Here is a 19854-nt window from a genome sequence, read left to right as displayed (position 1 = left end):
CGGGGACGTCGCAGGAGGGCGGCGGAATCAGCGACGGGGCGTGTAACGGCCCTTGGACTGGCTGAGGAAATGATACGTGTTGTTCTTCGAATCCACCTCGAAGCCAACACCGGACTGTTCCATGCCGGGGCGGGTCATGGTGACCAGTGCATCGGTACGGGCACGGTTCTCCTTGGGGAACACGTCCAGGTGGTCGGTGCGGAAGGTGGTCGGCACCACGCCCGGGTCGGCCGGGCTGTCGCCGGCGACATTGCCGCGCAGCTTCATCTCGTCGCCCTTGGCGCTGAGCCAGCCGGTCTCGGCACGCAGGGTCCAGTGCTTGCCATCCTTGTCCGGCATCTCGAACAGCGGCGTGGCGATGTTGATGGTCTGGTCGCCACGCTGGCGCTCCAGCAACGGTGCGCGCAGGGTGGTCGATTCCTTGCCGTGCTCATCCAGGGCGACGATCTGGAAGTCGTGCAGGATGTAGTCCACGCCGACTTCCTGGCCGGCACTGGCCGGACCCTTGTCGCGGTTGCGCAGGGCCGCCCAGCTGCTGAGCAGGGCCGCCAGCAGCAGTCCGATGCCGAGCAGGGTGCGCCAGTTCACGGTCGGCAGGCTCATGCGCCGAACCTCGCCAGGACCGCGTCCACGTGGCCCTGGGCGGCCAGCAGGATGTCGCACAGCTCACGGGCAGCGCCACGTCCGCCATCGGCGCGGGTCTGCCAGTGCACGCGCTCGGCGATCCACGGGTGGGCGTTGGCCGGCGCCACCGCCAGGCCGACCGCGCCCAGCGGCGCCAGGTCCGGCAGGTCGTCGCCCATGAAGGCCACCTGCTCCAGGCCGATGCCGTGCTGCGCACACAGCGCCTGCACGCTGGCCAGCTTGTCGCCCACGGCGATCTGGGTGTCGATGCCGAGGTCGGCGCCGCGCCTGAGCGCGGACTGGCTGTTGCGCGCGGTGATCAGCACGGGGTGGATGCCGTGCTGCTGCAGCAGTTTCAGGCCCAGGCCATCCTGCACGAAGTACGCCTTGCTCTCGTTGCCGTCCTTGTCGTAGTACAGCCGACCGTCGGTGAGGGTGCCGTCCACGTCGAAGCAGGCCAGGCGGACGCGGGCCGCGGCGGCATGCAGGTGGGCGGGGAAGGCGGGCAGGGGGGACCAGGGCATCAGGGCGGCGGACTCGGTAGGTTCGGGTGGGGCAGTACAGACTGAATGGGGTCTACGGACTGTCGGTTAAACCACCCGGGCCCGCAACAGGTCATGAATGTTCAGGGCGCCGACCGCGCGGCCCTGGCCGTCGATCACGATCAGGCCGGTGATCTTGTGGGTCTCCATCAGCCGGGCAGCCTCCACCGCCAGCTGGTCGGCACCGATGGTGCGTGGGTTGCGGGTCATCACATCGGCGATCTTCGCGGTGCGCACGTCCAGTGCACTGTCCAGCGCGCGGCGCAGGTCGCCGTCGGTGAACAGGCCGATCAGCACGCCATCGGCATCCACCACGGCGGTCATGCCCAGCCGTTTGCGGCTCATCTCCATCAGCGCTTCGCTGAGGCTGGCGTCGGCACCCACGCTGGGCAGGTCCTCGCCGGTGTGCATGACGTCGGTGATGTGCAGCAGCAGGCGACGGCCGAGGCTGCCGGCCGGGTGTGAACGGGCGAAGTCGTCGGCGGTGAAGCCGCGTGCGTCGAGCAGGGCCACGGCCAGCGCATCGCCCATCGCCAGCGAGGCGGTGGTGCTGGAGGTCGGTGCCAGCGCCAGCGGGCAGGCCTCGGCCGGAACGCTGACGTCCAGGTGGATGTCGGCGGCGGTGGCCAGGCTGGACTGCGGGCGGCCGGTCATGGAAATCAGCACGTTGCCCTGGCGCTTGAGCACCGGCAGCAGCATCAGCACTTCGTCCGACTCGCCCGAATAGGACAGGGCCAGCACCACGTCGTCCTCGGTGATCATGCCCAGGTCGCCATGGCCGGCTTCGCCCGGGTGCACGTAGAACGCCGGAGTGCCGGTCGAGGCCAGGGTGGCGGCGATCTTGCGGGCGATATGCCCGGACTTGCCCATGCCGGTGGCGACCACCCGGCCGCGGCTGGCCAGGATCGCCTGGCAGGCCTGCTGGAAGGCCTCGCCAAGGCGGTCGGCCACGGCATCCAGGGCCTGCTGCTCGATCTCGAAGACGCGGCGGCCACTGGCGACCAGGCTGGCAGGGTCGACGGAACGGGGGGGCAACAGGGATTCGGCCATGCGGACGCCACGCAGCGGAAGTAGAATGGAGGCACATTTTATTAGGAAAGCCCGTTGGACGCCGACACCATCCGCAACCTGATCGAAACCGGCCTGCCCGGCGCCCGCGCCGACGTGCAGGGCGACGATGGCGTGCATTTCGAAGCGACCGTGGTCTGCGAGGCCTTTGCCGGCAAGATGCCGCTGGCCCGCCACCGGATGGTCTATGCCACCCTGGGCGACCTGATGGGCGGCGCGATCCACGCGCTGGCGCTGAAAACCGTGACCCCGGCCGAAGCCGGCTGAACCGCAGAAGATCCCGAATACATGGCCAAGATCGTTGTGACCGGCGGCGCTGCGCTGCACGGTGAAGTGAGCATCTCCGGCGCCAAGAACGCCGTTCTCCCCATTCTCTGCGCGACCCTGCTGGCCGATGCGCCGGTGGAGATCACCAACGTGCCGCACCTGCACGACGTGGTCACCACGGTGAAGCTGCTGGGCGAGCTGGGCGCCAAGGTCACCATCGACCAGGGCACGCTGTCGCGCGGCAGCGCGATCGTGGTCGACCCGCGTTCGGTGAACCAGCACGTGGCGCCATACGAGCTGGTCAAGACCATGCGCGCCTCGATCCTGGTGCTGGGCCCGCTGCTGGCCCGCTTCGGCGCGGCGGAAGTGTCGCTGCCCGGCGGCTGCGCGATCGGTTCGCGTCCGGTCGACCAGCACATCAAGGGCCTGCAGGCGCTCGGTGCCGAGATCGTGGTCGAGAACGGCTTCATCAAGGCCACCGCCAAGCGCCTGAAGGGCGGCCATTTCACCTTCGACATGGTCAGCGTCACCGGCACCGAGAACGTGCTGATGGGCGCGGTGCTGGCTGAAGGCACCACCATCCTCGACAACTGTGCGATGGAACCGGAAGTGACCGATCTGGCGCATTGCCTGATCGCGCTGGGCGCGAAGATCGAAGGCCTGGGTACTGCCCGCCTGGTCATCGAAGGCGTCGAGCGCCTGTCCGGTGGCCGCCATGAAGTGCTTCCCGACCGCATCGAGACCGGCACCTTCCTGGTGGCCGCAGCGATGACCGGCGGCAAGGTCACGGTCAACCGTGCGCGGCCGAACACCATGGACGCGGTGCTGTCCAAGCTGGTCGAAGCCGGTGCGAAGATCGAGACCACCGACGACACCATCACCCTGGACATGCAGGGCAAGCGGCCGAAGGCGGTCAACCTGACCACCGCGCCGTACCCGGCGTTCCCGACCGACATGCAGGCGCAGTTCATGGCGCTCAACTGCGTGGCCGACGGTGTGGGCGTGATCAACGAAACGATCTTCGAGAACCGTTTCATGCACGTCAACGAACTGCTGCGCCTGGGCGCGGACATCCAGGTCGAAGGCCACACGGCCATCGTGCGTGGCAGCGAACACCTGAGCGGTGCGCCGGTAATGGCCACCGACCTGCGTGCCTCGGCCTCGCTGATCCTGGCCGGCCTGATGGCCAGCGGCGAGACCACCATCGACCGCATCTACCACCTTGATCGTGGCTACGAGAACATCGAAGAGAAGCTGTCTTCGCTCGGCGCCACCATCCGGCGCGTGCCATGATCCTGCGCGGCAAGTTCAGCCCGCGTCGCAAGGCGCTGCTGGCGCTGGTGCTGATCGTGCTGGCGTGGCTGGGCTATGCCTGGTACGCCAATATCGCCATCACTCAGGGCATCGAGCAGAAGGACATGGACTGGAACGGCGATGGCACGGTCTCGCGTGACGAGATCATCGAGTCGTTCTATGCCGTTGCGGTGAATGACAGCCAGGACGGCAACCGCCATTGCCGCACCTTCGTCTGGCGCAGCACCGGCGAGCAGATCCGCGTGGACTGCCGCACCGAGTTCAAGGCGGCCGAGGAACAGAAGCCGGCTGAAGCGAAGAAATAAGAAAACGCCCGCGGAAGCGGGCGTTTTCTTTGGGGTACACCCATCCACGCATGGCGTGGATCTACTTCAGGTTTCCAGTAGATCCACGCCATGCGTGGATGACGTGGATCTCCGGTCAGTTCATCGCCTTGATGGTCAGGTCCAGCGCATCGCGGTCGTTCTCCCGCTGCAGCATGCGCGCCGGCACCGGGAATTCCGGCACGATCCAGGCGATCAGTTCCTTGTTGCCGTCGGCACGCGACACCTTGGTCGCTTCGTAGCTCTTGCCGCCCACGGTGATCGATTCCTTGCCGATCACGCGGTAGGTCATGTTCTTGATGCGGCCTTCGTCGACCATGCGATAGGTCAGCGGCTTGCCGGCGGCCAGGTCGCGGGCGATCGCCAGGTTGATCAGCAGTGCATCCATGTCACCGGACTTCAGTGCGATCGGGCCGGCGCGGTCCGGCTTGATGTCGCCGGTCCAGGTGGCCTGGTTGCTGGTCCAGTTGTAGTTGGCCTGCACGTTGCGCTTCTTCACCAGCAGCGCCGAACGGTCCTGGCTGCTGAGCGGGCGCAGCTGGCCGCGCACCTCTTCGAACACGGTGCTCTGGCTCAGGTCGGCCAGCTGGTTCTTCACCTGCAGCGTGTAGCGCCACTTGTTGGCTCCCTCGCTGCTCAGCGTCATGCTGCCATTGGCCTGCATGCCCATGTAGCTGGCCAGGTAATCGGCCTTGAACGGCTGCAGGGCCATGGCCGGCAGGCTGGCCACCGACAGCGCGGCTGCAGCGATCCAGGTGAGGGGACGGGTCAGGGTGCTCATGCTCAGACTCCTTGGTATTCGATCAGGCGCAGATCGACGCGGTCTTCGCCGTCTTCGCGTTGCAGGATGCGCACCGGGGTGGGGACACCGTTGGCGATCCAGAGGATGGTTTCGTTGTTGCCGCCGTTGGTCCGGTAGACCCGCAGCGCGTTGTAGGACAGGTCGCCGACCTCGACGTTCTCGGTCTGCGGCGCGGCCTGGTAGTCATGCTGGCGGACCTTGCCCATGTCCACGTAGCGGTAGTGCATGGTGGCACCCGGACGGGCATCCCGCATGATCGCCAGATTGATCAGCAGGGCGCTCTGGTCGCCCGGCTGCAGCGGAATCGGCTGTGCACGGTCCTTCTTGACGTCGCCGGTCCACTGCGCGGTGCCGGCCTGCCAGTTGTAGGTGCCAACCGCCTTCTTGCCGAGGAACAGGCCCTTGCGCACCGTGCTCTGGCTGAGCGGTGCATAGACGCCGTTGCGCTCCTCGAACACCGTGCTCTGTTCGATGTTCAGGCCTAGCACGCTGGCAAAGCCGCGGCGGCCGACCACCTGCATGTCCACCCGCCACTGGCTGCCGCCGGTGTGGGTGACCTGCATGCTGGCATCGCCGGCCTCCTTGCTTTTGTAGAAGGCCTGGTAGGTAGCGGTGAACGGCTGCAGCGGCGGCGGCTCCCAGGCCAGCGCCGGAGGCATCGGCACGGCCGGTTCCGCGGGCGGCTGTACAACGGGTGCCGGCTGCGCAGGGGCCGCAGGCGCTTGCACCTGGCCCCAGCCCACGCCGGGGAGCACGGCCAGCGACAACAGCAGTGAAGTGGACAGCAGGGTCGTGGTCTTCATGGAGGACAGGGACCGCAGGAGGGGGCAGGATGCCAGCCCCGCAGTCAGCGGGGCGTGTGCATGGGAGTTACCGGTTCAGGTTCCCGGCGGAATCTAGGGCCAGCGGGCTAAACAGGGGGTGACCGTCCAGTTGCGGCTGGCCCTCCCGTTCAGCCAGGCGGCCGGTGCACAACAGCTGCAGGGTGGCGATCAGCAGGGGGTGCTCCACCGCCAGTACGCGTGCAGCCAGGCTGTCCGCGTCATCGCCGGGCAGCACCGGCACCCGCACCTGGGCCAGCACGGCGCCGGCGTCCAGCTCGGGCACGACCAGGTGCACGCTGGCACCGTGCTCGGCATCGCCGGCGTCCAGCGCCCGCGCATGCGTGTCCAGCCCTTTGTGCAGCGGCAGCAGCGACGGGTGGATGTTGACCAGGCGGCCATCGAAGCGCTGCACGAAGTCTGCGCCGAGGATGCGCATGTAACCGGCGCAGATGATCCAGTCCGGTGCGACCGCGGCCAGTGCGTCGCCCAGCGCCTGCTCGTAGGCCGCGCGGTCGACGAATTCCTTCGGTGCGTGTGCCCAGCGCAGGTCGGCGCCGACCCGCTGCAGCGCGGCGGCGGCCGGGCGGTCGGAAAACACGCCGACCACCTCGGCGGGCAGGCGGCCCGCGGCGATGGCATCGAGGATGGCCTGCAGGTTGCTGCCGCGGCCGGAGGCAAGCACGGCAATGCGGGTGGGCGCGGTCATTGCCGGGTACTCCGGCGGATCAGCGGCCAGGTCAGCAGGCTGCCCACGGTGGCCATCAACATGTCGGCATGCGCGTCCCACATGTCGCCCTGCTGCCCGTTGTAGGCCTCGGCGGCATCCGGCGACAGGGCGAGCGCGATGGCCCACTCGAACCACTCGTAGACCAGGCTGGCGCACATCACCGTCATCACCGCCAGGGTGAAGGCCTGCCCGCGGCACAGCGCCGGCCACGCGTGGCGTGCCAGCTGCAGCAGCGCCGGCGTGAAGCAGGCGCCGAACAGGAAGTGGATGAGGCGGTCGAAATGATTGCGCTGCCAACCGAACGCCGCATTCGGCGACCAGCCGGTCAGCGCCTGCGTCCACGCATCGTAGGGAACGTTGGAGTACAGCCAGCGGGCGGCCACGCAGTGCAGGGCGATGAAGCCGCAGATCGCGATGAAGGCACCGTTGCCCAGCCAGCCACCGCGGCGGTCGACCCACAGCAGGGCGGCCAGCCCGATCACGGTCAGGGTGCTGTGCAGCGCCTGCTCGGTGGGCCACAGCGGGTGGACCCAGCTGATCGCGAACACCGTCAGTACGGCGGCGAAGGCCAGCTTCTTGGGGCCCGAGAAACGGAAGGCGGTGGGCGAGGCGGTCGTCGGGAAGGCAGGCGCGGACATGGGGAGTCGATCAGGGAAGGGCGGGGCGTCTGCCGGCAAGCTCAGACGCTGAGATGGTCGCCGCGGTCGAACAGTGCGGCCATGTCAGGCTTGGAAAGGAACACCCAGGCATAGGCGGTCAGGGCCATGCCCAGCGGTCCGGCCAGCACCGCCAGCCAGGCCGCGCGCTGGCACCAGGCCAGCCCGGTGCGACGTGACAGCAGGCGCGCGGTGTGCAGCTGCACGAAGCCAAGCGCGGCAGCCAGCAGTGAAATGACGCCATACACCGTGGCCAGCACCGCGCCATCGTCCAGCCCGCGCGAGCTGGCGACCAGACCGATGAAACCGAGGAAGGCCAGCGCGGCCACCCAGTGGAAAACCGCCAGCGCGTAGAACAGCACCTTCAGCGTCTGCAGGTGGCTGGCCAGCTGCAGGTGCGCCAGGGTCTGCTGCGGCAGCGGCGGAGGCGCGCCCGGGCTCGTCATGCCGCCGTGCCAGCGGTGTCGAACGCGGCCTTGACCTGCGGGCGCAGCAGCGTGATCAGGCTGAACACGCCCAGCACGGTACCGATCGGCGTGAACAGGCAGGCCAGGCCGGCCATGATCAGGCACAGCAGGTAACGGCGGCGGCGGGCCAGGCAGCGGCCGGCATAGGCGACGAACGCGCCCAGGGTCACGCCACCGAACACGATGACGCAGCCGATGAGGGTGAACATCCAGCCGAACAGGCGCTGTTCGGCCGGCGACGAGGGCTGGTCGCCGGAGTTCATCGGCAGATTGCCGGTGAGGGCGGTGATGCCCAGCACGATGTGGACGATGAAGATCAGCGAGAACAGCGCGATCAGGCCACCGACCACGTAGTGCGCAATCGACAGCATGCGCAGATGGTCAGCATCCTGGCTGCTGAACGCCGGTACCGCCGCAGTTGGCGGCGGCACGGGGGCGGGGGGCAGGGGGGGCGTTGCGTCCATGCGGGCTCCTCGGGGCCGGGTTCAGCCGATGTGGACGCGTTCGGCGCCTTCAGCAGTGACCACCTGGCCGATGGTCCAGTGTTCCAGGCCCTGTGCCTTGACCGCCTCGGACACGGCGGCGACCTGGTCGGCCGCCACGATCAGCACGAAGCCGATGCCGCAGTTGAAGGTGCGCCACATCTCGCTGTCGGCCACGGCGCCTTCCTTCTGCAGCCACTGGAACACCGGCGGCAGGGTCCAGGCCGAGGCCTGGATGTCCAGGCCGAGCCCGTCGGGCACCACGCGGATGATGTTCTCGGTCAGGCCGCCACCGGTGATGTGGGCCATGCCGTGGATGGCCTCGCCGTGCGTCTTCAGCAGCGACAGGATCGGCTTCACGTACAGGCGGGTCGGCGCCATCAGCGCGTCGACCAGCTTCACGCCGCCTTCCAGCTCCAGGTCGGCCGGGCGGCCGGCACGGTCGTAGATGCGGCGCACCAGCGAGTAGCCATTGGAATGCGGGCCGGATGAGGCGATGCCGATCAGCACGTCGCCGGCGGCCACGCTGGCGCCGTCCTTCAGCTCGCTCTTCTCGACCGCAGCGACCGTGAAGCCGGCCAGGTCGTACTCGCCCGGGGCATACATGTCGGGCATTTCAGCGGTTTCGCCGCCGATCAGCGCGCAACCGGCCTCGGTGCAGCCATTGGCGATGCCGCCCACGACCGCCGCGGCGGTGTCGATGTCCAGCTTGCCGGTGGCGAAGTAGTCCAGGAAGAACAGCGGCTCGGCACCCTGCACCAGCACGTCGTTCACGCACATCGCGACCAGGTCGATGCCGATCGTATCGTGGCGGTTCAGCTGGTGGGCCAGCTTCAGCTTGGTGCCTACGCCGTCGGTACCCGACACCAGCACCGGCTCGCGGTACTTGTTGGACAGGTCGAACAGGGCGCCGAAGCCGCCCAGGCCGCCCATCACTTCCGGGCGGAAGCTGCGCTTGACCAGGGGCTTGATCCGCTCGACCAGCTCGTTGCCGGCGTCGATGTCGACACCCGCGTCACGGTAGGTGAGGGGGGAGGGGGCGGAAGACGGGGTGTTGGTCACGGGCGTCGGCGCTGGCAGGGGTTGAACGAGCGATTTTAACAGGCCGCATTGGCGCAAAGGCCGTATTCGGGCAACAATTCCCCCGGATTCGTCGAGCCAATGGATGTCCTGATGCGCCGCAGCCTGATTCTGACCCTGCTCCTTGCACTGAGCCTGCCGGTGGCCACGATGGCCCAGAGCGGCCTGCGCACCGAGGGAGATGTCGCCACCGCCTCCGGTGCCTACGAGGCCGAAGTGCCCGTCAACAGCCAGGCCGAAGCCGATCGCAACGGTGCCCTGGCCCGTGCCCTGAGCGTGGTGCTGGGCAAGCTGTCCGGCGACCGCAACGTGATGTCACGCCCCGGCGTGGTGCAGGCGCTGCGCAATGCCAAGGACTACGTGGCCAGCTACGACTACAAGCAGGACCAGAGCGTGGGCGCCAGCGGCGCACCGAGCTTCCGGACCCTGCTGGTGGCCCGCTTCCGCGAGGATGACGTCGATTCGCTGGTCTCGGCACTGGGCCTGCCGCTGTGGCCGCAGCCGCGACCGAAGCCGGTACTGTGGCTGGCCGTCGACGACGGCAGTGGCCCGCGCCTGGTCAGCGTCCAGCAGGCCAATGCCGCCCGCCCGCTGCTGAACCGCGCCATCGAGCGGGGGTACAAGCTGGGCCTGCCCAGCGGCGGTGCCGCCGAACAGGCCCTGGCCGGTGCCATCTGGCGCCAGGACAGTGCCGCCGTGGCCCGTGCCTCCTCGCGCTACTCGCCGCCGATGCAGCTGATCGGCAAGCTGTACCGCGCCAATGGTGGCTGGCAGGCGGACTGGGTGTTCGTCGACAACGGCCGCGAACTGAACAAGTGGACCAGCAAGGACGCCAACGCCATGCGCGCGATGGCCGCCGGTGCCGACGGCGCCGCCGATGCGCTGGTCAAGCGTTACGCCAAGGCCGGCGTGGCCGTCGGCCAGGCCGGCACCTACCGCCTGGTGGTGACCGGCATCAACAGCGCCGATGACTACCTGCGCCTGGCCGCTGGCCTGCGCGAGGTGCCGGTGGTGCGCAATGTCACTCCGCTGCACGCCTCGGCCGGCCAGCTGGAGCTGAGCGTGGAGATGACCACCGGCCTGGCCGGCTTCAACCGCATGCTCGGCGACAACGGCGTGCTGGTGCCAAGCGCGCCGCTGCCGGCCCTGCCGACCCCGATCGATGACAGCACCGGTGCCCCGGTGGCCGCGCCGGTCAGCAACGAGTATCGCCTGCGATGACCCTGACCCCGGAAGCTGAAATCGCGCAGTTCCTGCGCCGGCTGAAGTACATCCTGTTCGCCGGCCTGATCGGCTGGGTGGTGTGGCTGCTGGCGCCGATCCTGACCCCGTTCGTGCTGGCACTGGCGCTGGCCTGGCTGGGTGACCCGCTGGTGGACCGCATCGAGGCCACCGGCCGTTCGCGCATGACCGGCGTGGTGCTGGTGTTCGCCGCGATGGTGCTGGTGCTCGTGGCACTGCTGCTGGTGCTGGTGCCGATGATCGAGCGCCAGATCACCACGCTGATCGCGGTCGCGCCGCAGGCGCAGGCATGGCTTATGCAGACCGGCATTCCCTGGTTCGAGCACAAGACCGGCCTGGAAGTGATGCAGTGGCTGGATCCGGACCGCCTGATCGAATGGGTGCGCAGCCATTGGCAGCAGGCCGGCGGCTTCGCCACCACGTTCATGGGCTACGTCTCGCGTTCGGGCTTTGCGATGGTGACCTGGGTGGTCAACATCCTGCTGCTGCCGATCCTGGCGTTCTACTTCCTGCGTGACTGGGACAAGCTGGTCGAGCGGGTGGCCTCGGTGATCCCGCGCAACCAGATCGGCACCATCAGTGCGCTGGCACGCGAGTCCAACGAAGTGCTGGGGGCGTTCATCCGCGGCCAGTTCCTGGTGATGCTGGCGCTGGGCGTGATCTATGCCGGCGGCCTGTCGCTGGTCGGCCTCAAGCTGGGCCTGCTGATCGGCCTGATTGCCGGCCTGATCAGCTTCATCCCGTACCTGGGCGCGACCACCGGCATCCTGATGGCCATCGTGGCCGCACTGGTGCAGGCGCAGGGCTTTGACCTGAAGCTGCTGCTGCTGGTCGGCGTGGTGTTCACCGTGGGCCAGCTGCTGGAAAGCTACGTGCTGACCCCGCGCATCGTCGGCGACAAGATTGGCCTGCACCCGGTGGCGGTGATCTTCGCGGTGATGGCCGGCGGCCAGCTGTTCGGCTTCCTCGGCATGCTGCTGGCGCTGCCGGTGGCGGCGGTGACCAACGTGCTGCTGCGCTATGCCCACCAGCGCTACCGCCAGAGCGAGCTGTACGTGGGCGAGAAGCCGGCGATCGTGCTTGATGGCGTGGTCGACGCCCCCCATATCATCGTTCCGGACGACAAGGGCCCCGACCTGAAGTGATGGGTGTGCCGCAACTGCCGCTGGCCCTGCATTACCCGCGGGACCAGCGCCTGGAGACCTTCATCGGCGCGCCGGATGGCGCGCTGGCGCAGCTGCGCGCGATCGCGGTCGGCGCCAGCCACGACTGGGTCTACCTGGAAGGTGCGGCGGGAACCGGCAAGACCCACCAGGCGCTGGCGATGTGCTCCAGCGCCGAGCAGGCCGGACGCCTGCCGACCTACGTGCCGCTGGCCAGCGCCGCCGGCCGTGTCCGCGCGGCGCTCGATGGGCTGGAAGTGCGCGAACTGGTGGCGCTGGACGGCCTGGACGAGGTTGCCGGCAACCGCGAGGACGAGATCGCGCTGTTCGATTTCCACAACCGTGCGCGCGCTGCGGGCGTGACCGTGCTGTACACCGCGCAGAAGGCACCGGGCGAGCTGGGCCTGGTGCTGCCGGACCTGCGCTCGCGGCTGGGCCAGTGCGTGCGCGTGCTGCTGCAGCCGCTGGATGAGGAAGGGCGGGCCGCGGTGCTGCGTGAGCGTGCACTGCGACGCGGCCTCGCCATCGACGAGGCGGCCATCGAGTGGCTGCTGTCGCACACCGGTCGCGAACTGGGTGGATTGATCACCCTGCTGGACTGGCTGGACCGCGAATCACTGGCGGCGAAGCGGCGGATCACCGTGCCGTTCCTGCGCCAGGTGCTGGAAGAAGGCCGGCCGCGTTACTGAGGGTGGGGTTTGCTTTGCAGGGCTGCGCCCTGCACCCGCCGAAGCCGAAGCCGAAGCAACGTCAACGTCAAAAGCGGGCTATCCGTGGGATGGCGGGGTGGCTCAGGTTGCGGGGGACGGCGCAAGTACGTCCATGTAGCCTCGGTCGCGCCATCCATGGCGCTCACGCCCCCGCAACCTGAGCCACCCCGCCTTCGACAGTTGGCTGCGATCTGCCGGGACTGCGCACTGCACTGCTGTTGGTAGGTGTCGACCTTGGTCGACATGTGTCTTGCTTGTGGTAGGTGACGACCGTTGGTCGTCACCAGAGCAAGCGCAGCGAAGCGACCCGCTTTTGCTTTTCTTTCTTTCTTCCGTGGCTGGACGCCCACGGAAACTGTCAGAGGCCGGGCGGGGTGGGCTCGCGGGGGTGTCCGCGGCATGGATGCCGCGGCCAAGCCCCCAGGGACGGGTTCACGGCGTCCCCCGCGAACCCACCCCGCCCGGCCAAGCACGGCATCTGCTCTGAAAACGACCAGCCACGAGGGGCTCAGCCGTTCGCTGCCAACTCCGCATCCAGCGCGCGCAGGCGATCCACCGTCCCGACATCGGTCCAGCGCCCACGATGGTGCTGCCCGCTCATCAACCCCTGCGCCATGAAGTGCTTCTGCAGCGGCACCACCGAGAACTTCGGTGGCAGCCGCTCGCTGCCCGGTGCATCACCGATCACCGTGCGCCAGTCGGCCACGATCGAAGGACGGTACACGCCGATGCCGGCATAGGTCAGGCACGGCCCTGCACGGTCGTGATGCAGCAGGCCCTGCGCATCGAGTCGATAGTCACCGTCGGGGTGTTGCACCGGATTGTCGACCAGCACCAGGTGTGCCTGGCCCTGCGGCTCGCGCGGCAGCGTGGCGAAATCGAAATCGGTCCAGATGTCGCCGTTCACCACCAGGAACGGGGCGTCGCCCAGCACTGGCAACGCGTTGAGGATGCCGCCGCCGGTTTCCAGCGGGGTCTGCCCTTCGTACAGGAAATGCAGATGCAGGCCCCATTGGCTGCCATCGCCCAGCATCGCCGGAAACTGTTCGGCCAGCCACGCAGTGTTGACCACCACCTCGCGCACGCCGAGCGCCGCGAGGCGTTCCAGGTGCCAGACGATCAGTGGCTTGCCGGCCACTTCCAGCAGCGGCTTGGGCGTGTGCAGGGTCAGCGGGCGCATGCGCTCACCCAGCCCGGCGGCAAAGACGAGTGCCTTCATCGGGCCACGCGCATCGGTGCGGACAGTTCGGCCAGCGCCGGCTTGATGCGCTCGTCCAGCAGCTGCTGCAGCGGCGCCAGTTCGCGATAGCGCGGCAGCACTTCATCCAGGTAGGTGATGAAGCGCGGTGCGTCGTCCAGGTAGTGGCCCTTGTTGTCGCGGTAGCGCAGGCGGCAGAACAGGCCGAGAATCTTCACGTGGCGCTGGATGCCCATCCAGTCGGCATCGCGCAGGAAGGTGGCACGGTCGGGCACCGGCAGGCCGGCGCTGCGTGCGCGCTCGTGGTACTGCGCCAGCCACTCGTCCACGCGCTGCAGCGGCCAGCTCAGGAAGGCGTCCTTGAACAGGCTCACCGCGTCGTAGGCGATCGGGCCACGCACCAGGTCCTGGAAGTCCAGCACCGCGGGGCCGTCGTCGACCGGCATCAGGTTGCGCGGCATGTAGTCGCGGTGGGTCATCAGCTGGGCCTGGCCCAGCGCATTGTCCATCAGCCGGCGGTGCACCAGCTGCAGGCCTTCAATCTCGCCACAGTCCAGCTCCAGGTTCAGGTGGCGCTGCAGGAACCATTCGTCGAACAGGCCGGCATCACGCTGCAGCAGCGCTTCGCCGAACTGGCCGAAGTCGGCCGGCACCGGGATCGCCTGCAGGCGCAGCAGCTGTTCGATCGAACGGCCGAACCAGTCATCGGCGTTGCGCTCGTCGAGGATCTTCGCCAGGGTCGGGCCGCCGAGATCTTCCAGCAGCAGGAAGCCGGCCTCCAGGTCCTGGGCGAGCAGCGTGGGCACGCGCAGGCCGTGGTCGTGCAGCAGGCGGCGCATGCGCAGCCACGGCCGCGGATCTTCCAGTCCCGGAGGAGCGTCCATCACGATGTGGCTGCCACGCGTGCTGGTGGTGCGCCAGTAGCTGCGCATGCCGGCATCGACCGAGGCGCGTTCGACCACCGCGTCGGCATCGTCGAGCTGGGTACGGGCCCACTGCAGGCGCTGCGCGCTGCGCTGGGGATCAGAGGCGGGTTCGGTCATGCAGGCATATCCGGGCGCGCCGGGCGCGCCAACGTCGGCAACAGGAAGGGAAGGGGGAGCGGCGTCAGCGGCGGCCGCTGAACAGGCGCAGGACGGCAAGAACGGCCACCGCGCCCACCACTGCACCGAGGAAACCAGCCGGTTCGCCAGGGGCGTACCAGCCCATGTACTGGCCGAACCAGCCGGCCAGCAGGGCACCGAGAATGCCCAGCACGATGGTCAGCAGGCAGCCCATGCGGTTGTTGCCGGGCATGAAGAACCGCCCGAGCAGGCCGACGAAGAAGCCAACCAGCAGGATGTACAGCCAGCTGCTGCTGCCGAACAGACCATTCATGCGCGCGGATTCCGCTTGAGTGTGGACGCAGCCTAGCAAGGCCAGGCTGCGTCCGTCACGGGTGCCGGATCAGCAGCAGCCGTGGTCGCCGTGGCGGGTGCCGCTGTCGGCAGCCACCGGCGAACCGCTGGTCTCGCCGCGCAGGCTGGCGGCGTAGTGCTCGCTGATCACCTTGGACACGCAGGCGGTGACCTTCTTGCCCATCGGGATGTGCAGGAACTCGTTCGGGCCGTGCGCGTTGGAATGCGGGCCGAGCACGCCGGTGATCATGAACTGGGCGCCCGGAAACTTCTCACCCAGCATGCCCATGAACGGGATCGAGCCACCTTCGCCCATGTACATCGCCGGCTTGCCGAAGAAGGCCTGGCTGGCGTCGTCGATGGCCTGGGTCAGCCACGGCGCCATTGCCGGGGCGTTCCAGCCGGTGGAGGCCTTTTCCAGGTCCAGGGTGACGTGGGCGCCGTTCGGCGGATCGCGCAGCAGCGCTTCCTTCAGCAGCTCGCCACAGGTCTTGCCATCGGCGGTCGGCGGCAGGCGCAGCGACAGCTTCACCGAGGTCTGCGGGCGCAGCACGTTGCCGGCCGATTCCAGCGCCGGCATGCCACCCACGCCGGTAACCGACAGCGCCGGGCGCCAGGTGCGGTTGAGCACCAGCTCGGTCAGGTCCTCGTTCATCGGACGCAGGCCGTCGACCATCGGGAACTTCTCGAAGATCTCGGTATCGACCACTTCGGCGGCACGCTTGGCCTGCGCCTGGCGCTCGGCCGGGATCTCCACGTTCATGCCGTCGATCAGGATGCGGCCGGTGTCCTGGTCCTCGATGCGCGACAGCAGCTGGCGCAGCAGGCGGAAGCTGGACGGCACCACGCCGGAGGCATCGCCGGAGTGCACGCCTTCGTTGAGCACCTTCACGGTGAAGTTGCCGCCGGTCAGGCCGCGCAGCGAGGTGGTGCACCACAGCTGGTCGTAGTTGGCGCAGCCCGAATCCAGGCAGACCACCAGCGACGGCTTGCCGATGCGGTCGGCCAGGTGGTCGACGTAGGCCGGCAGGTCATAGCTGCCGGACTCTTCACAGGCTTCGATCAGCACCACGCAGCGGGCGTGCGGCAGGCCCTGGGCCTGCAGTGCCAGCACCGCGGCCAGCGAGCCGAAGATGGCGTAGCCGTCGTCCGCACCGCCGCGGCCATACAGCTTGTCGCCGCGCAGAACCGGGGTCCACGGGCCGAGATCGTCGTCCCAGCCGGTCATTTCCGGCTGCTTGTCGAGGTGGCCATAGAGCAGGATGGTGTCGTCGCCGGTTTCGGCGCCGGTGGCCGGAATTTCCAGGAAGATCAGCGGGGTACGGCCTTCCAGGCGCACCACTTCAACCTTCAGGCCGGGCAGCTGCTGAGCCTTGGCCCAGTTCTCCATCAGGGTGACCGCCTGTTCCATGTAGCCGTTCTGCACCCAATTGGCGTCGAACATCGGCGACTTGTTGGGAATGCGGATGTAGTCGACCAACTGCGGGACGATTTCGCTGTCCCACTTGTCATTGACGAATTGGCCGAGCTTGGCGCTGTCCATCTGAAACTCCGGTTGCATGGGCTGATCCGCGCATTCTACGCCTGTGCTGAGGGTAGGGTTTTTCCTACATCACGTCGGGTATTTGGCTGGCTTACGGAAATCCGGGAAACCGATAGGCTGTGCACATGTGGTGACGGACACTGTTCCTACCGACGGGATTGCCGGTCGGGACGGCCAGAATCACAGGGAGATACACGTCGTGCCTTGGTTTGTCGTGTTGAGGGCACTGGTGCTGGTAGTGGGGATCGCTGGGGCGCATGCCGCCGAACCGATCGACATCAACCGCGCCGATGCCCAGGCGCTGCAGCAGGGATTGACGATGGTCGGAGCCGCCAAGGCCGAGGCGATCGTCGAGCACCGGCGCAGACACGGCCCGTTTCATCGCGTCGAGGACCTGACGCAGGTGAAGGGGATAGGGAAAGCGATCGTCGAACGGAATCGACAGCGGATCACCGTAGGCAACGGGTTGTTGCCGGCGGATCCGGTACCCGGATCGGTACCGGTGCGGACCGTACCCAGGCGCTGACAGCAGGAATCGTCGGAACCGGCAGGAGGCTGGTTCACCGGACACGGACAGGAAGGCCGTGACCACCGACCGCCGCAGGACGCGGCACCAATCACCAGGATGGTGGCATCACAGACCTGTGGAAGGGGCTGAGATACAAACAGGACAGACGCGGCCGCGTGCAGGATGCAACGCTACCCCCACAGCGCAGGATGCGAGGGGGCGGCAGCAGGCCGACAAGGACGTAACGATTGCCCGGTACGACACATGGCTGTGTCGCCGGGCAGTTTCATTTCCGGCGCCCGGTTTTGCCGCGGTCACCACGGGCCGATGGTGTACGGTGGCCGCTCCGCATGGAAAGGACACCGCTGGATGCTTCCGCACCGCCCCACGACCCTGATGCTCGCCTTGGCGCTGGCCCTGCCGCTGCTGGCCCACGCCGCTGCACCGGCTGCGGCTGCCAAGCCAACGGCCGCTGCTGCCAGCACCGCCGAGGTACGCGGGCCGACCGACCTGAAGCCGGGCGAGTACCTGTGGCATCCGGAAATCTCGCCGACCGGACCGATCGTGCTGGTGGTCAGCCTGGATGAGCAGCGCGCCTACGTCTACCGCAACGGCATTGCCATCGGCCTGACCACGATCAGCTCGGGCAAGGCCGGGCACGAGACACCGACCGGTGTGTTCACCATCCTGCAGAAGGACAAGGACCACAAGTCCAATCTCTACAACAGCGCGCCGATGCCCTACATGCAGCGGCTGACCTGGGACGGCATCGCCCTGCATGGCGGCAGCCTGCCCGGGCACCCGGCCTCGCACGGCTGCGTGCGCCTGCCGCAGGCGTTCGCGCAGAAGCTGTTCAGCGAAACCCAGCGCGGCGATACGGTGGTGGTGGCCGATGCCAAGAGCTCGCCGATGACCCTGGCCTATCCGTCGGTGCTGGCACCGGTCAACGCACGTGGCCAGGCCCTGCCGGAGACCGAGGGCGGGGCGCCGGCGCAGGCCTGGTGGGACGACAGCGCAGCCCCGGCCGGGCAGGTCGGCATCCTGGTCAGCCTGCATGACCAGCGCCTGTATGTGCTGCGCGATGGCGTGATGATCGGCGAGTCGCCGCTGAAGGCCGACGCCCTGCCGGCATTCCAGGGCACCACGCTGTTCGTGATGGGGCAGGGCTACAGCGATACGCCCAGCCCGTTGGACGTGAACCAGCGCCTGCACCAGTGGACGGCCTATCCGCTGCTGGGCCAGGACCGTGCCCAGGCCACCCCGGACCTGCTGGCCACGCCCTCGTTGCCGATGGCGCTGCCGGCCGATTTCGCCCGCCAGCTGTACCAGGTGCTGGTGCCGGGCACGACCCTGCTGGTCACCTCGCTGCCGGCGGTCCGCCCAAGCCCGGCTGAATCCGGAATGCAGCCGGTCTTGGAATCCGAGCCGCCAGGGTCCACCCTCAAGGGCAACTGAGTCCCCTCGTTGTGCCCATGACTGCATCCCGCCTGTGCCGGCTGGCCGCGTTCGGCCTGCTGGCGACCTCCGCCAGCGCCCCGGCGCTGGCACAGACGCCCGCCCTCGCCACCAGTGCCGATGATCTGGCTGCCTTGCTGTCGCGCAGTGCGCCCAAGGCCGACCGCCACGTGTTGCAGCTGGCGGCACATGCCATGCGCTGTGCGCTGCAGCGGCCGGAGCTGGGCATCAACGGTGATCGCCTCAGCGTGATCGACTATTCGCGGCCGTCCACCGAGCCGCGCCTGTGGGTGTTCGACCTGGCGCACCAGCGCCTGCTGTTCGAGGAATGGGTGGCGCATGGCCGCAACAGCGGCGAGAACCGCACCGAACACTTCTCCAACCGCGATGGCAGTTTCATGTCCAGTCTCGGCGCGTTCACTGCGCAGGAGACCTACATGGGCGGCAATGGATATTCGCTTCGCCTGGCCGGCCTGGAGCCGGGCTTCAACGACCGCGCGCGCGAACGCGCGATCGTCATCCACGGCGCACCCTACGTGAACCCGGCCACCGCACAGCTGCAGGGGCGGCTCGGCCGCAGCCTGGGCTGCCCGGCGGTGCGGCTGTCGGTGGCCAAGCCGCTGATCGACGCCCTGCGCGGTGGCACGATGGTGTTTGCCTACTACCCCGATCAGGATTGGCTGAAGCACTCGCAGTTGCTGGGGGGCGAGTGCGGTGGCCAGGGCACGCTCGCCACGCGGTGATGCACGACGGCGCGCGGCGTGATGCAATGCGCCGATGAACATCGACTCCCTGTTGCACACTCCGAGCCAGGTGATCTCCCACCTGGACTATCGCCGCGAACGCTGGCGGAATGGACTTGGCTGGACCCGCGAGATCCTGCGCCTGCCTGCACAGGGTGATGACTGGGCGCTGCGCCTGTCGGTGGCCGAGATCGAGCAGGACGCTGCGTTTTCCGCCTTCCCCGGCGTGGAGCGCGAACTGGTGCTGCTGCAGGGCAATGGCGTGCGCCTGCGTTTCGAGGATGGCCGAGTGGCCGAGGTGCTGCCGCCGCACGGTCGGGTGCGCTTTGCCGGTGAGGAAGCGCTGCACGGCGAACTGGTCGATGGCACCACCCACGACTTCAACCTGATGTGGAAGCGCGACCTGCTGCAAGCCGAACTGCTGCACCGGCCGCTGGTGGGCACGATGTTCTTCTTCTGCGAACCGGGCGCTGCGTGGGCGCTGCACCTGCTGGCCGGACAGGCGGAGTTCGGTGCCGATAGTGGCCTGCCGGCGCTGCAGGCGGGAGACACCGCGTGGTTGGCGGCGGGCGAGAGGCAGCGTCATGCGTTGCAGGGCGGTGGCGAATTGCTGGCGATACGGGTAACGAGCGCCGGGTAGCGCCGGGCCACGCCCGGCGTCATGGGGCGCCATCCACGCATGGCGTGGATCTACTGCTGTGCGGTTGCCATCATGCCTG

Annotated in this window: 24 protein-coding genes; 10 read left to right on the top strand and 14 right to left on the bottom strand. The window is 68.1% G+C overall.

What is annotated here, in order from left to right; translation table 11 throughout:
* Nucleotides 1-27 precede the first annotated feature (27 nt).
* The 3 genes from lptC to ACXI0D_RS07045 form a co-directional block, all read right to left on the bottom strand.
* Entirely contained in the window at nucleotides 28-603 is a 576-nt protein-coding gene (lptC, locus tag ACXI0D_RS07055; RefSeq protein WP_049442963.1) for an LPS export ABC transporter periplasmic protein LptC, read from the bottom strand.
* A complete protein-coding gene (locus ACXI0D_RS07050; RefSeq protein WP_014036245.1) occupies nucleotides 600-1148 on the bottom strand; it encodes a KdsC family phosphatase in 549 nt (182 codons plus the stop codon). The genes lptC and ACXI0D_RS07050 overlap by 4 nt, the downstream gene beginning before the upstream one ends.
* Before the next feature lie 66 nt (nucleotides 1149-1214).
* Nucleotides 1215-2216 (bottom strand): KpsF/GutQ family sugar-phosphate isomerase, encoded by a 1002-nt coding sequence (locus ACXI0D_RS07045; RefSeq protein WP_049442962.1) that lies wholly within the window; start codon nucleotides 2214-2216, stop codon nucleotides 1215-1217.
* 54 nt (nucleotides 2217-2270) lie between these two features.
* Between ACXI0D_RS07045 and ACXI0D_RS07040 the strand changes: the two genes are divergently transcribed.
* Genes ACXI0D_RS07040 through ACXI0D_RS07030 form a run of 3 tightly spaced genes read left to right on the top strand, consistent with a single transcriptional unit; the run spans nucleotide 2271 to nucleotide 4120 of the window.
* Nucleotides 2271-2501, top strand: a complete 231-nt coding sequence (locus ACXI0D_RS07040; protein WP_005408396.1) for a BolA family protein — start codon at nucleotides 2271-2273, stop codon at nucleotides 2499-2501.
* 21 nt (nucleotides 2502-2522) lie between these two features.
* On the top strand, nucleotides 2523-3794 hold the full coding sequence (gene murA, locus ACXI0D_RS07035) for a UDP-N-acetylglucosamine 1-carboxyvinyltransferase (protein ID WP_014036247.1): 1272 nt from the start codon (nucleotides 2523-2525) through the stop codon (nucleotides 3792-3794).
* On the top strand, nucleotides 3791-4120 hold the full coding sequence (locus ACXI0D_RS07030; RefSeq protein WP_014036248.1) for a hypothetical protein: 330 nt from the start codon (nucleotides 3791-3793) through the stop codon (nucleotides 4118-4120). Before murA ends, ACXI0D_RS07030 begins: the two co-directional genes overlap by 4 nt.
* A gap of 115 nt (nucleotides 4121-4235) precedes the next feature.
* On the opposite strand, the gene ACXI0D_RS07025 is transcribed toward ACXI0D_RS07030, so the two are convergent.
* The 7 genes from ACXI0D_RS07025 to purM form a co-directional block, all read right to left on the bottom strand.
* Nucleotides 4236-4919, bottom strand: a complete 684-nt coding sequence (locus ACXI0D_RS07025; protein WP_014036249.1) for a DUF3108 domain-containing protein — start codon at nucleotides 4917-4919, stop codon at nucleotides 4236-4238.
* 2 nt (nucleotides 4920-4921) lie between these two features.
* Entirely contained in the window at nucleotides 4922-5743 is an 822-nt protein-coding gene (locus ACXI0D_RS07020) for a DUF3108 domain-containing protein (protein WP_049442960.1), read from the bottom strand.
* Nucleotides 5744-5810: 67 nt separating this feature from the next.
* Nucleotides 5811-6470, bottom strand: a complete 660-nt coding sequence (purN, locus tag ACXI0D_RS07015) for a phosphoribosylglycinamide formyltransferase (RefSeq protein ID WP_119007193.1) — start codon at nucleotides 6468-6470, stop codon at nucleotides 5811-5813.
* A complete protein-coding gene (locus ACXI0D_RS07010) occupies nucleotides 6467-7129 on the bottom strand; it encodes a DUF2238 domain-containing protein (protein ID WP_119007192.1) in 663 nt (220 codons plus the stop codon). The genes purN and ACXI0D_RS07010 overlap by 4 nt, the downstream gene beginning before the upstream one ends.
* 41 nt (nucleotides 7130-7170) lie before the next feature.
* Nucleotides 7171-7593, bottom strand: a complete 423-nt coding sequence (locus ACXI0D_RS07005; protein ID WP_087921762.1) for a hypothetical protein — start codon at nucleotides 7591-7593, stop codon at nucleotides 7171-7173.
* Nucleotides 7590-8078, bottom strand: a complete 489-nt coding sequence (locus ACXI0D_RS07000; RefSeq protein WP_049442956.1) for a hypothetical protein — start codon at nucleotides 8076-8078, stop codon at nucleotides 7590-7592. The genes ACXI0D_RS07005 and ACXI0D_RS07000 overlap by 4 nt, the downstream gene beginning before the upstream one ends.
* Before the next feature lie 21 nt (nucleotides 8079-8099).
* Nucleotides 8100-9158: a phosphoribosylformylglycinamidine cyclo-ligase gene (gene purM / locus ACXI0D_RS06995; protein WP_479642447.1), complete on the bottom strand. Its 1059-nt coding sequence runs from the start codon at nucleotides 9156-9158 to the stop codon at nucleotides 8100-8102.
* A 99-nt stretch (nucleotides 9159-9257) separates the two neighbouring features.
* On the opposite strand from purM, the gene ACXI0D_RS06990 reads away from it, so the two are divergent.
* The 3 genes from ACXI0D_RS06990 to hda are packed head-to-tail and all read left to right on the top strand — an operon-like array spanning nucleotide 9258 to nucleotide 12270.
* Nucleotides 9258-10397: a DUF2066 domain-containing protein gene (locus tag ACXI0D_RS06990; RefSeq protein WP_479642446.1), complete on the top strand. Its 1140-nt coding sequence runs from the start codon at nucleotides 9258-9260 to the stop codon at nucleotides 10395-10397.
* Complete coding sequence (locus ACXI0D_RS06985; RefSeq protein WP_049442953.1) at nucleotides 10394-11563, top strand: AI-2E family transporter; 1170 nt, start codon at nucleotides 10394-10396, stop codon at nucleotides 11561-11563. The genes ACXI0D_RS06990 and ACXI0D_RS06985 overlap by 4 nt, the downstream gene beginning before the upstream one ends.
* Nucleotides 11563-12270 carry a DnaA regulatory inactivator Hda gene (gene hda, locus ACXI0D_RS06980; RefSeq protein WP_014036258.1) on the top strand — a complete coding sequence of 236 codons (708 nt, stop codon included), beginning with the start codon at nucleotides 11563-11565 and terminating at the stop codon, nucleotides 12268-12270. The genes ACXI0D_RS06985 and hda overlap by 1 nt, the downstream gene beginning before the upstream one ends.
* Nucleotides 12271-12799: 529 nt before the next feature.
* Here hda and murU read toward each other — a convergent pair.
* The 4 genes from murU to ACXI0D_RS06960 all read right to left on the bottom strand — a co-directional run bounded on the left by murU (nucleotide 12800) and on the right by ACXI0D_RS06960 (nucleotide 16429).
* Nucleotides 12800-13510: an N-acetylmuramate alpha-1-phosphate uridylyltransferase MurU gene (gene murU / locus ACXI0D_RS06975; RefSeq protein WP_119007191.1), complete on the bottom strand. Its 711-nt coding sequence runs from the start codon at nucleotides 13508-13510 to the stop codon at nucleotides 12800-12802.
* Nucleotides 13507-14532, bottom strand: a complete 1026-nt coding sequence (locus tag ACXI0D_RS06970) for an aminoglycoside phosphotransferase family protein (RefSeq protein WP_479642445.1) — start codon at nucleotides 14530-14532, stop codon at nucleotides 13507-13509. The genes murU and ACXI0D_RS06970 overlap by 4 nt, the downstream gene beginning before the upstream one ends.
* Before the next feature lie 64 nt (nucleotides 14533-14596).
* Entirely contained in the window at nucleotides 14597-14866 is a 270-nt protein-coding gene (locus ACXI0D_RS06965; protein WP_005415577.1) for a GlsB/YeaQ/YmgE family stress response membrane protein, read from the bottom strand.
* Nucleotides 14867-14935: 69 nt separating this feature from the next.
* On the bottom strand, nucleotides 14936-16429 hold the full coding sequence (locus tag ACXI0D_RS06960) for a M20 family metallopeptidase (RefSeq protein WP_101765060.1): 1494 nt from the start codon (nucleotides 16427-16429) through the stop codon (nucleotides 14936-14938).
* A gap of 199 nt (nucleotides 16430-16628) precedes the next feature.
* Between ACXI0D_RS06960 and ACXI0D_RS06955 the strand changes: the two genes are divergently transcribed.
* The 4 genes from ACXI0D_RS06955 (at nucleotide 16629) to ACXI0D_RS06940 (ending at nucleotide 19775) form a co-directional block, all read left to right on the top strand.
* Nucleotides 16629-16955: a ComEA family DNA-binding protein gene (locus tag ACXI0D_RS06955; RefSeq protein ID WP_479642444.1), complete on the top strand. Its 327-nt coding sequence runs from the start codon at nucleotides 16629-16631 to the stop codon at nucleotides 16953-16955.
* Between the two features lie 351 nt (nucleotides 16956-17306).
* Nucleotides 17307-18392, top strand: coding sequence for a L,D-transpeptidase (locus ACXI0D_RS06950; protein ID WP_014036263.1), 1086 nt, complete (start codon nucleotides 17307-17309; stop codon nucleotides 18390-18392).
* Nucleotides 18393-18409: 17 nt separating this feature from the next.
* Complete coding sequence (locus ACXI0D_RS06945; RefSeq protein ID WP_004147404.1) at nucleotides 18410-19135, top strand: murein L,D-transpeptidase catalytic domain family protein; 726 nt, start codon at nucleotides 18410-18412, stop codon at nucleotides 19133-19135.
* A gap of 34 nt (nucleotides 19136-19169) precedes the next feature.
* Nucleotides 19170-19775: a HutD/Ves family protein gene (locus ACXI0D_RS06940; protein WP_479642443.1), complete on the top strand. Its 606-nt coding sequence runs from the start codon at nucleotides 19170-19172 to the stop codon at nucleotides 19773-19775.
* Nucleotides 19776-19854: the final 79 nt, after the last annotated feature.

The sequence above is a fragment of the Stenotrophomonas sp. C9D9 genome, from assembly GCF_056491205.1.
This window is presented reverse-complemented; position numbering and strand designations above follow the sequence as displayed.

Coding starts and splice junctions, on each gene's coding strand:
- lptC (WP_049442963.1), bottom strand. CDS start 603: ATGAGCCTGCCGACCGTGAACTGGCGCACCCTGCTCGGCATCGGACTG.
- ACXI0D_RS07050 (WP_014036245.1), bottom strand. CDS start 1,148: ATGCCCTGGTCCCCCCTGCCCGCCTTCCCCGCCCACCTGCATGCCGCC.
- ACXI0D_RS07045 (WP_049442962.1), bottom strand. CDS start 2,216: ATGGCCGAATCCCTGTTGCCCCCCCGTTCCGTCGACCCTGCCAGCCTG.
- murA (WP_014036247.1), top strand. CDS start 2,523: ATGGCCAAGATCGTTGTGACCGGCGGCGCTGCGCTGCACGGTGAAGTG.
- ACXI0D_RS07030 (WP_014036248.1), top strand. CDS start 3,791: ATGATCCTGCGCGGCAAGTTCAGCCCGCGTCGCAAGGCGCTGCTGGCG.
- ACXI0D_RS07025 (WP_014036249.1), bottom strand. CDS start 4,919: ATGAGCACCCTGACCCGTCCCCTCACCTGGATCGCTGCAGCCGCGCTG.
- ACXI0D_RS07020 (WP_049442960.1), bottom strand. CDS start 5,743: ATGAAGACCACGACCCTGCTGTCCACTTCACTGCTGTTGTCGCTGGCC.
- purN (WP_119007193.1), bottom strand. CDS start 6,470: ATGACCGCGCCCACCCGCATTGCCGTGCTTGCCTCCGGCCGCGGCAGC.
- ACXI0D_RS07010 (WP_119007192.1), bottom strand. CDS start 7,129: ATGTCCGCGCCTGCCTTCCCGACGACCGCCTCGCCCACCGCCTTCCGT.
- ACXI0D_RS07005 (WP_087921762.1), bottom strand. CDS start 7,593: ATGACGAGCCCGGGCGCGCCTCCGCCGCTGCCGCAGCAGACCCTGGCG.
- ACXI0D_RS07000 (WP_049442956.1), bottom strand. CDS start 8,078: ATGGACGCAACGCCCCCCCTGCCCCCCGCCCCCGTGCCGCCGCCAACT.
- ACXI0D_RS06990 (WP_479642446.1), top strand. CDS start 9,258: ATGGATGTCCTGATGCGCCGCAGCCTGATTCTGACCCTGCTCCTTGCA.
- ACXI0D_RS06985 (WP_049442953.1), top strand. CDS start 10,394: ATGACCCTGACCCCGGAAGCTGAAATCGCGCAGTTCCTGCGCCGGCTG.
- hda (WP_014036258.1), top strand. CDS start 11,563: ATGGGTGTGCCGCAACTGCCGCTGGCCCTGCATTACCCGCGGGACCAG.
- murU (WP_119007191.1), bottom strand. CDS start 13,510: ATGAAGGCACTCGTCTTTGCCGCCGGGCTGGGTGAGCGCATGCGCCCG.
- ACXI0D_RS06970 (WP_479642445.1), bottom strand. CDS start 14,532: ATGACCGAACCCGCCTCTGATCCCCAGCGCAGCGCGCAGCGCCTGCAG.
- ACXI0D_RS06965 (WP_005415577.1), bottom strand. CDS start 14,866: ATGAATGGTCTGTTCGGCAGCAGCAGCTGGCTGTACATCCTGCTGGTT.
- ACXI0D_RS06960 (WP_101765060.1), bottom strand. CDS start 16,429: ATGGACAGCGCCAAGCTCGGCCAATTCGTCAATGACAAGTGGGACAGC.
- ACXI0D_RS06950 (WP_014036263.1), top strand. CDS start 17,307: ATGCTTCCGCACCGCCCCACGACCCTGATGCTCGCCTTGGCGCTGGCC.
- ACXI0D_RS06945 (WP_004147404.1), top strand. CDS start 18,410: ATGACTGCATCCCGCCTGTGCCGGCTGGCCGCGTTCGGCCTGCTGGCG.
- ACXI0D_RS06940 (WP_479642443.1), top strand. CDS start 19,170: ATGAACATCGACTCCCTGTTGCACACTCCGAGCCAGGTGATCTCCCAC.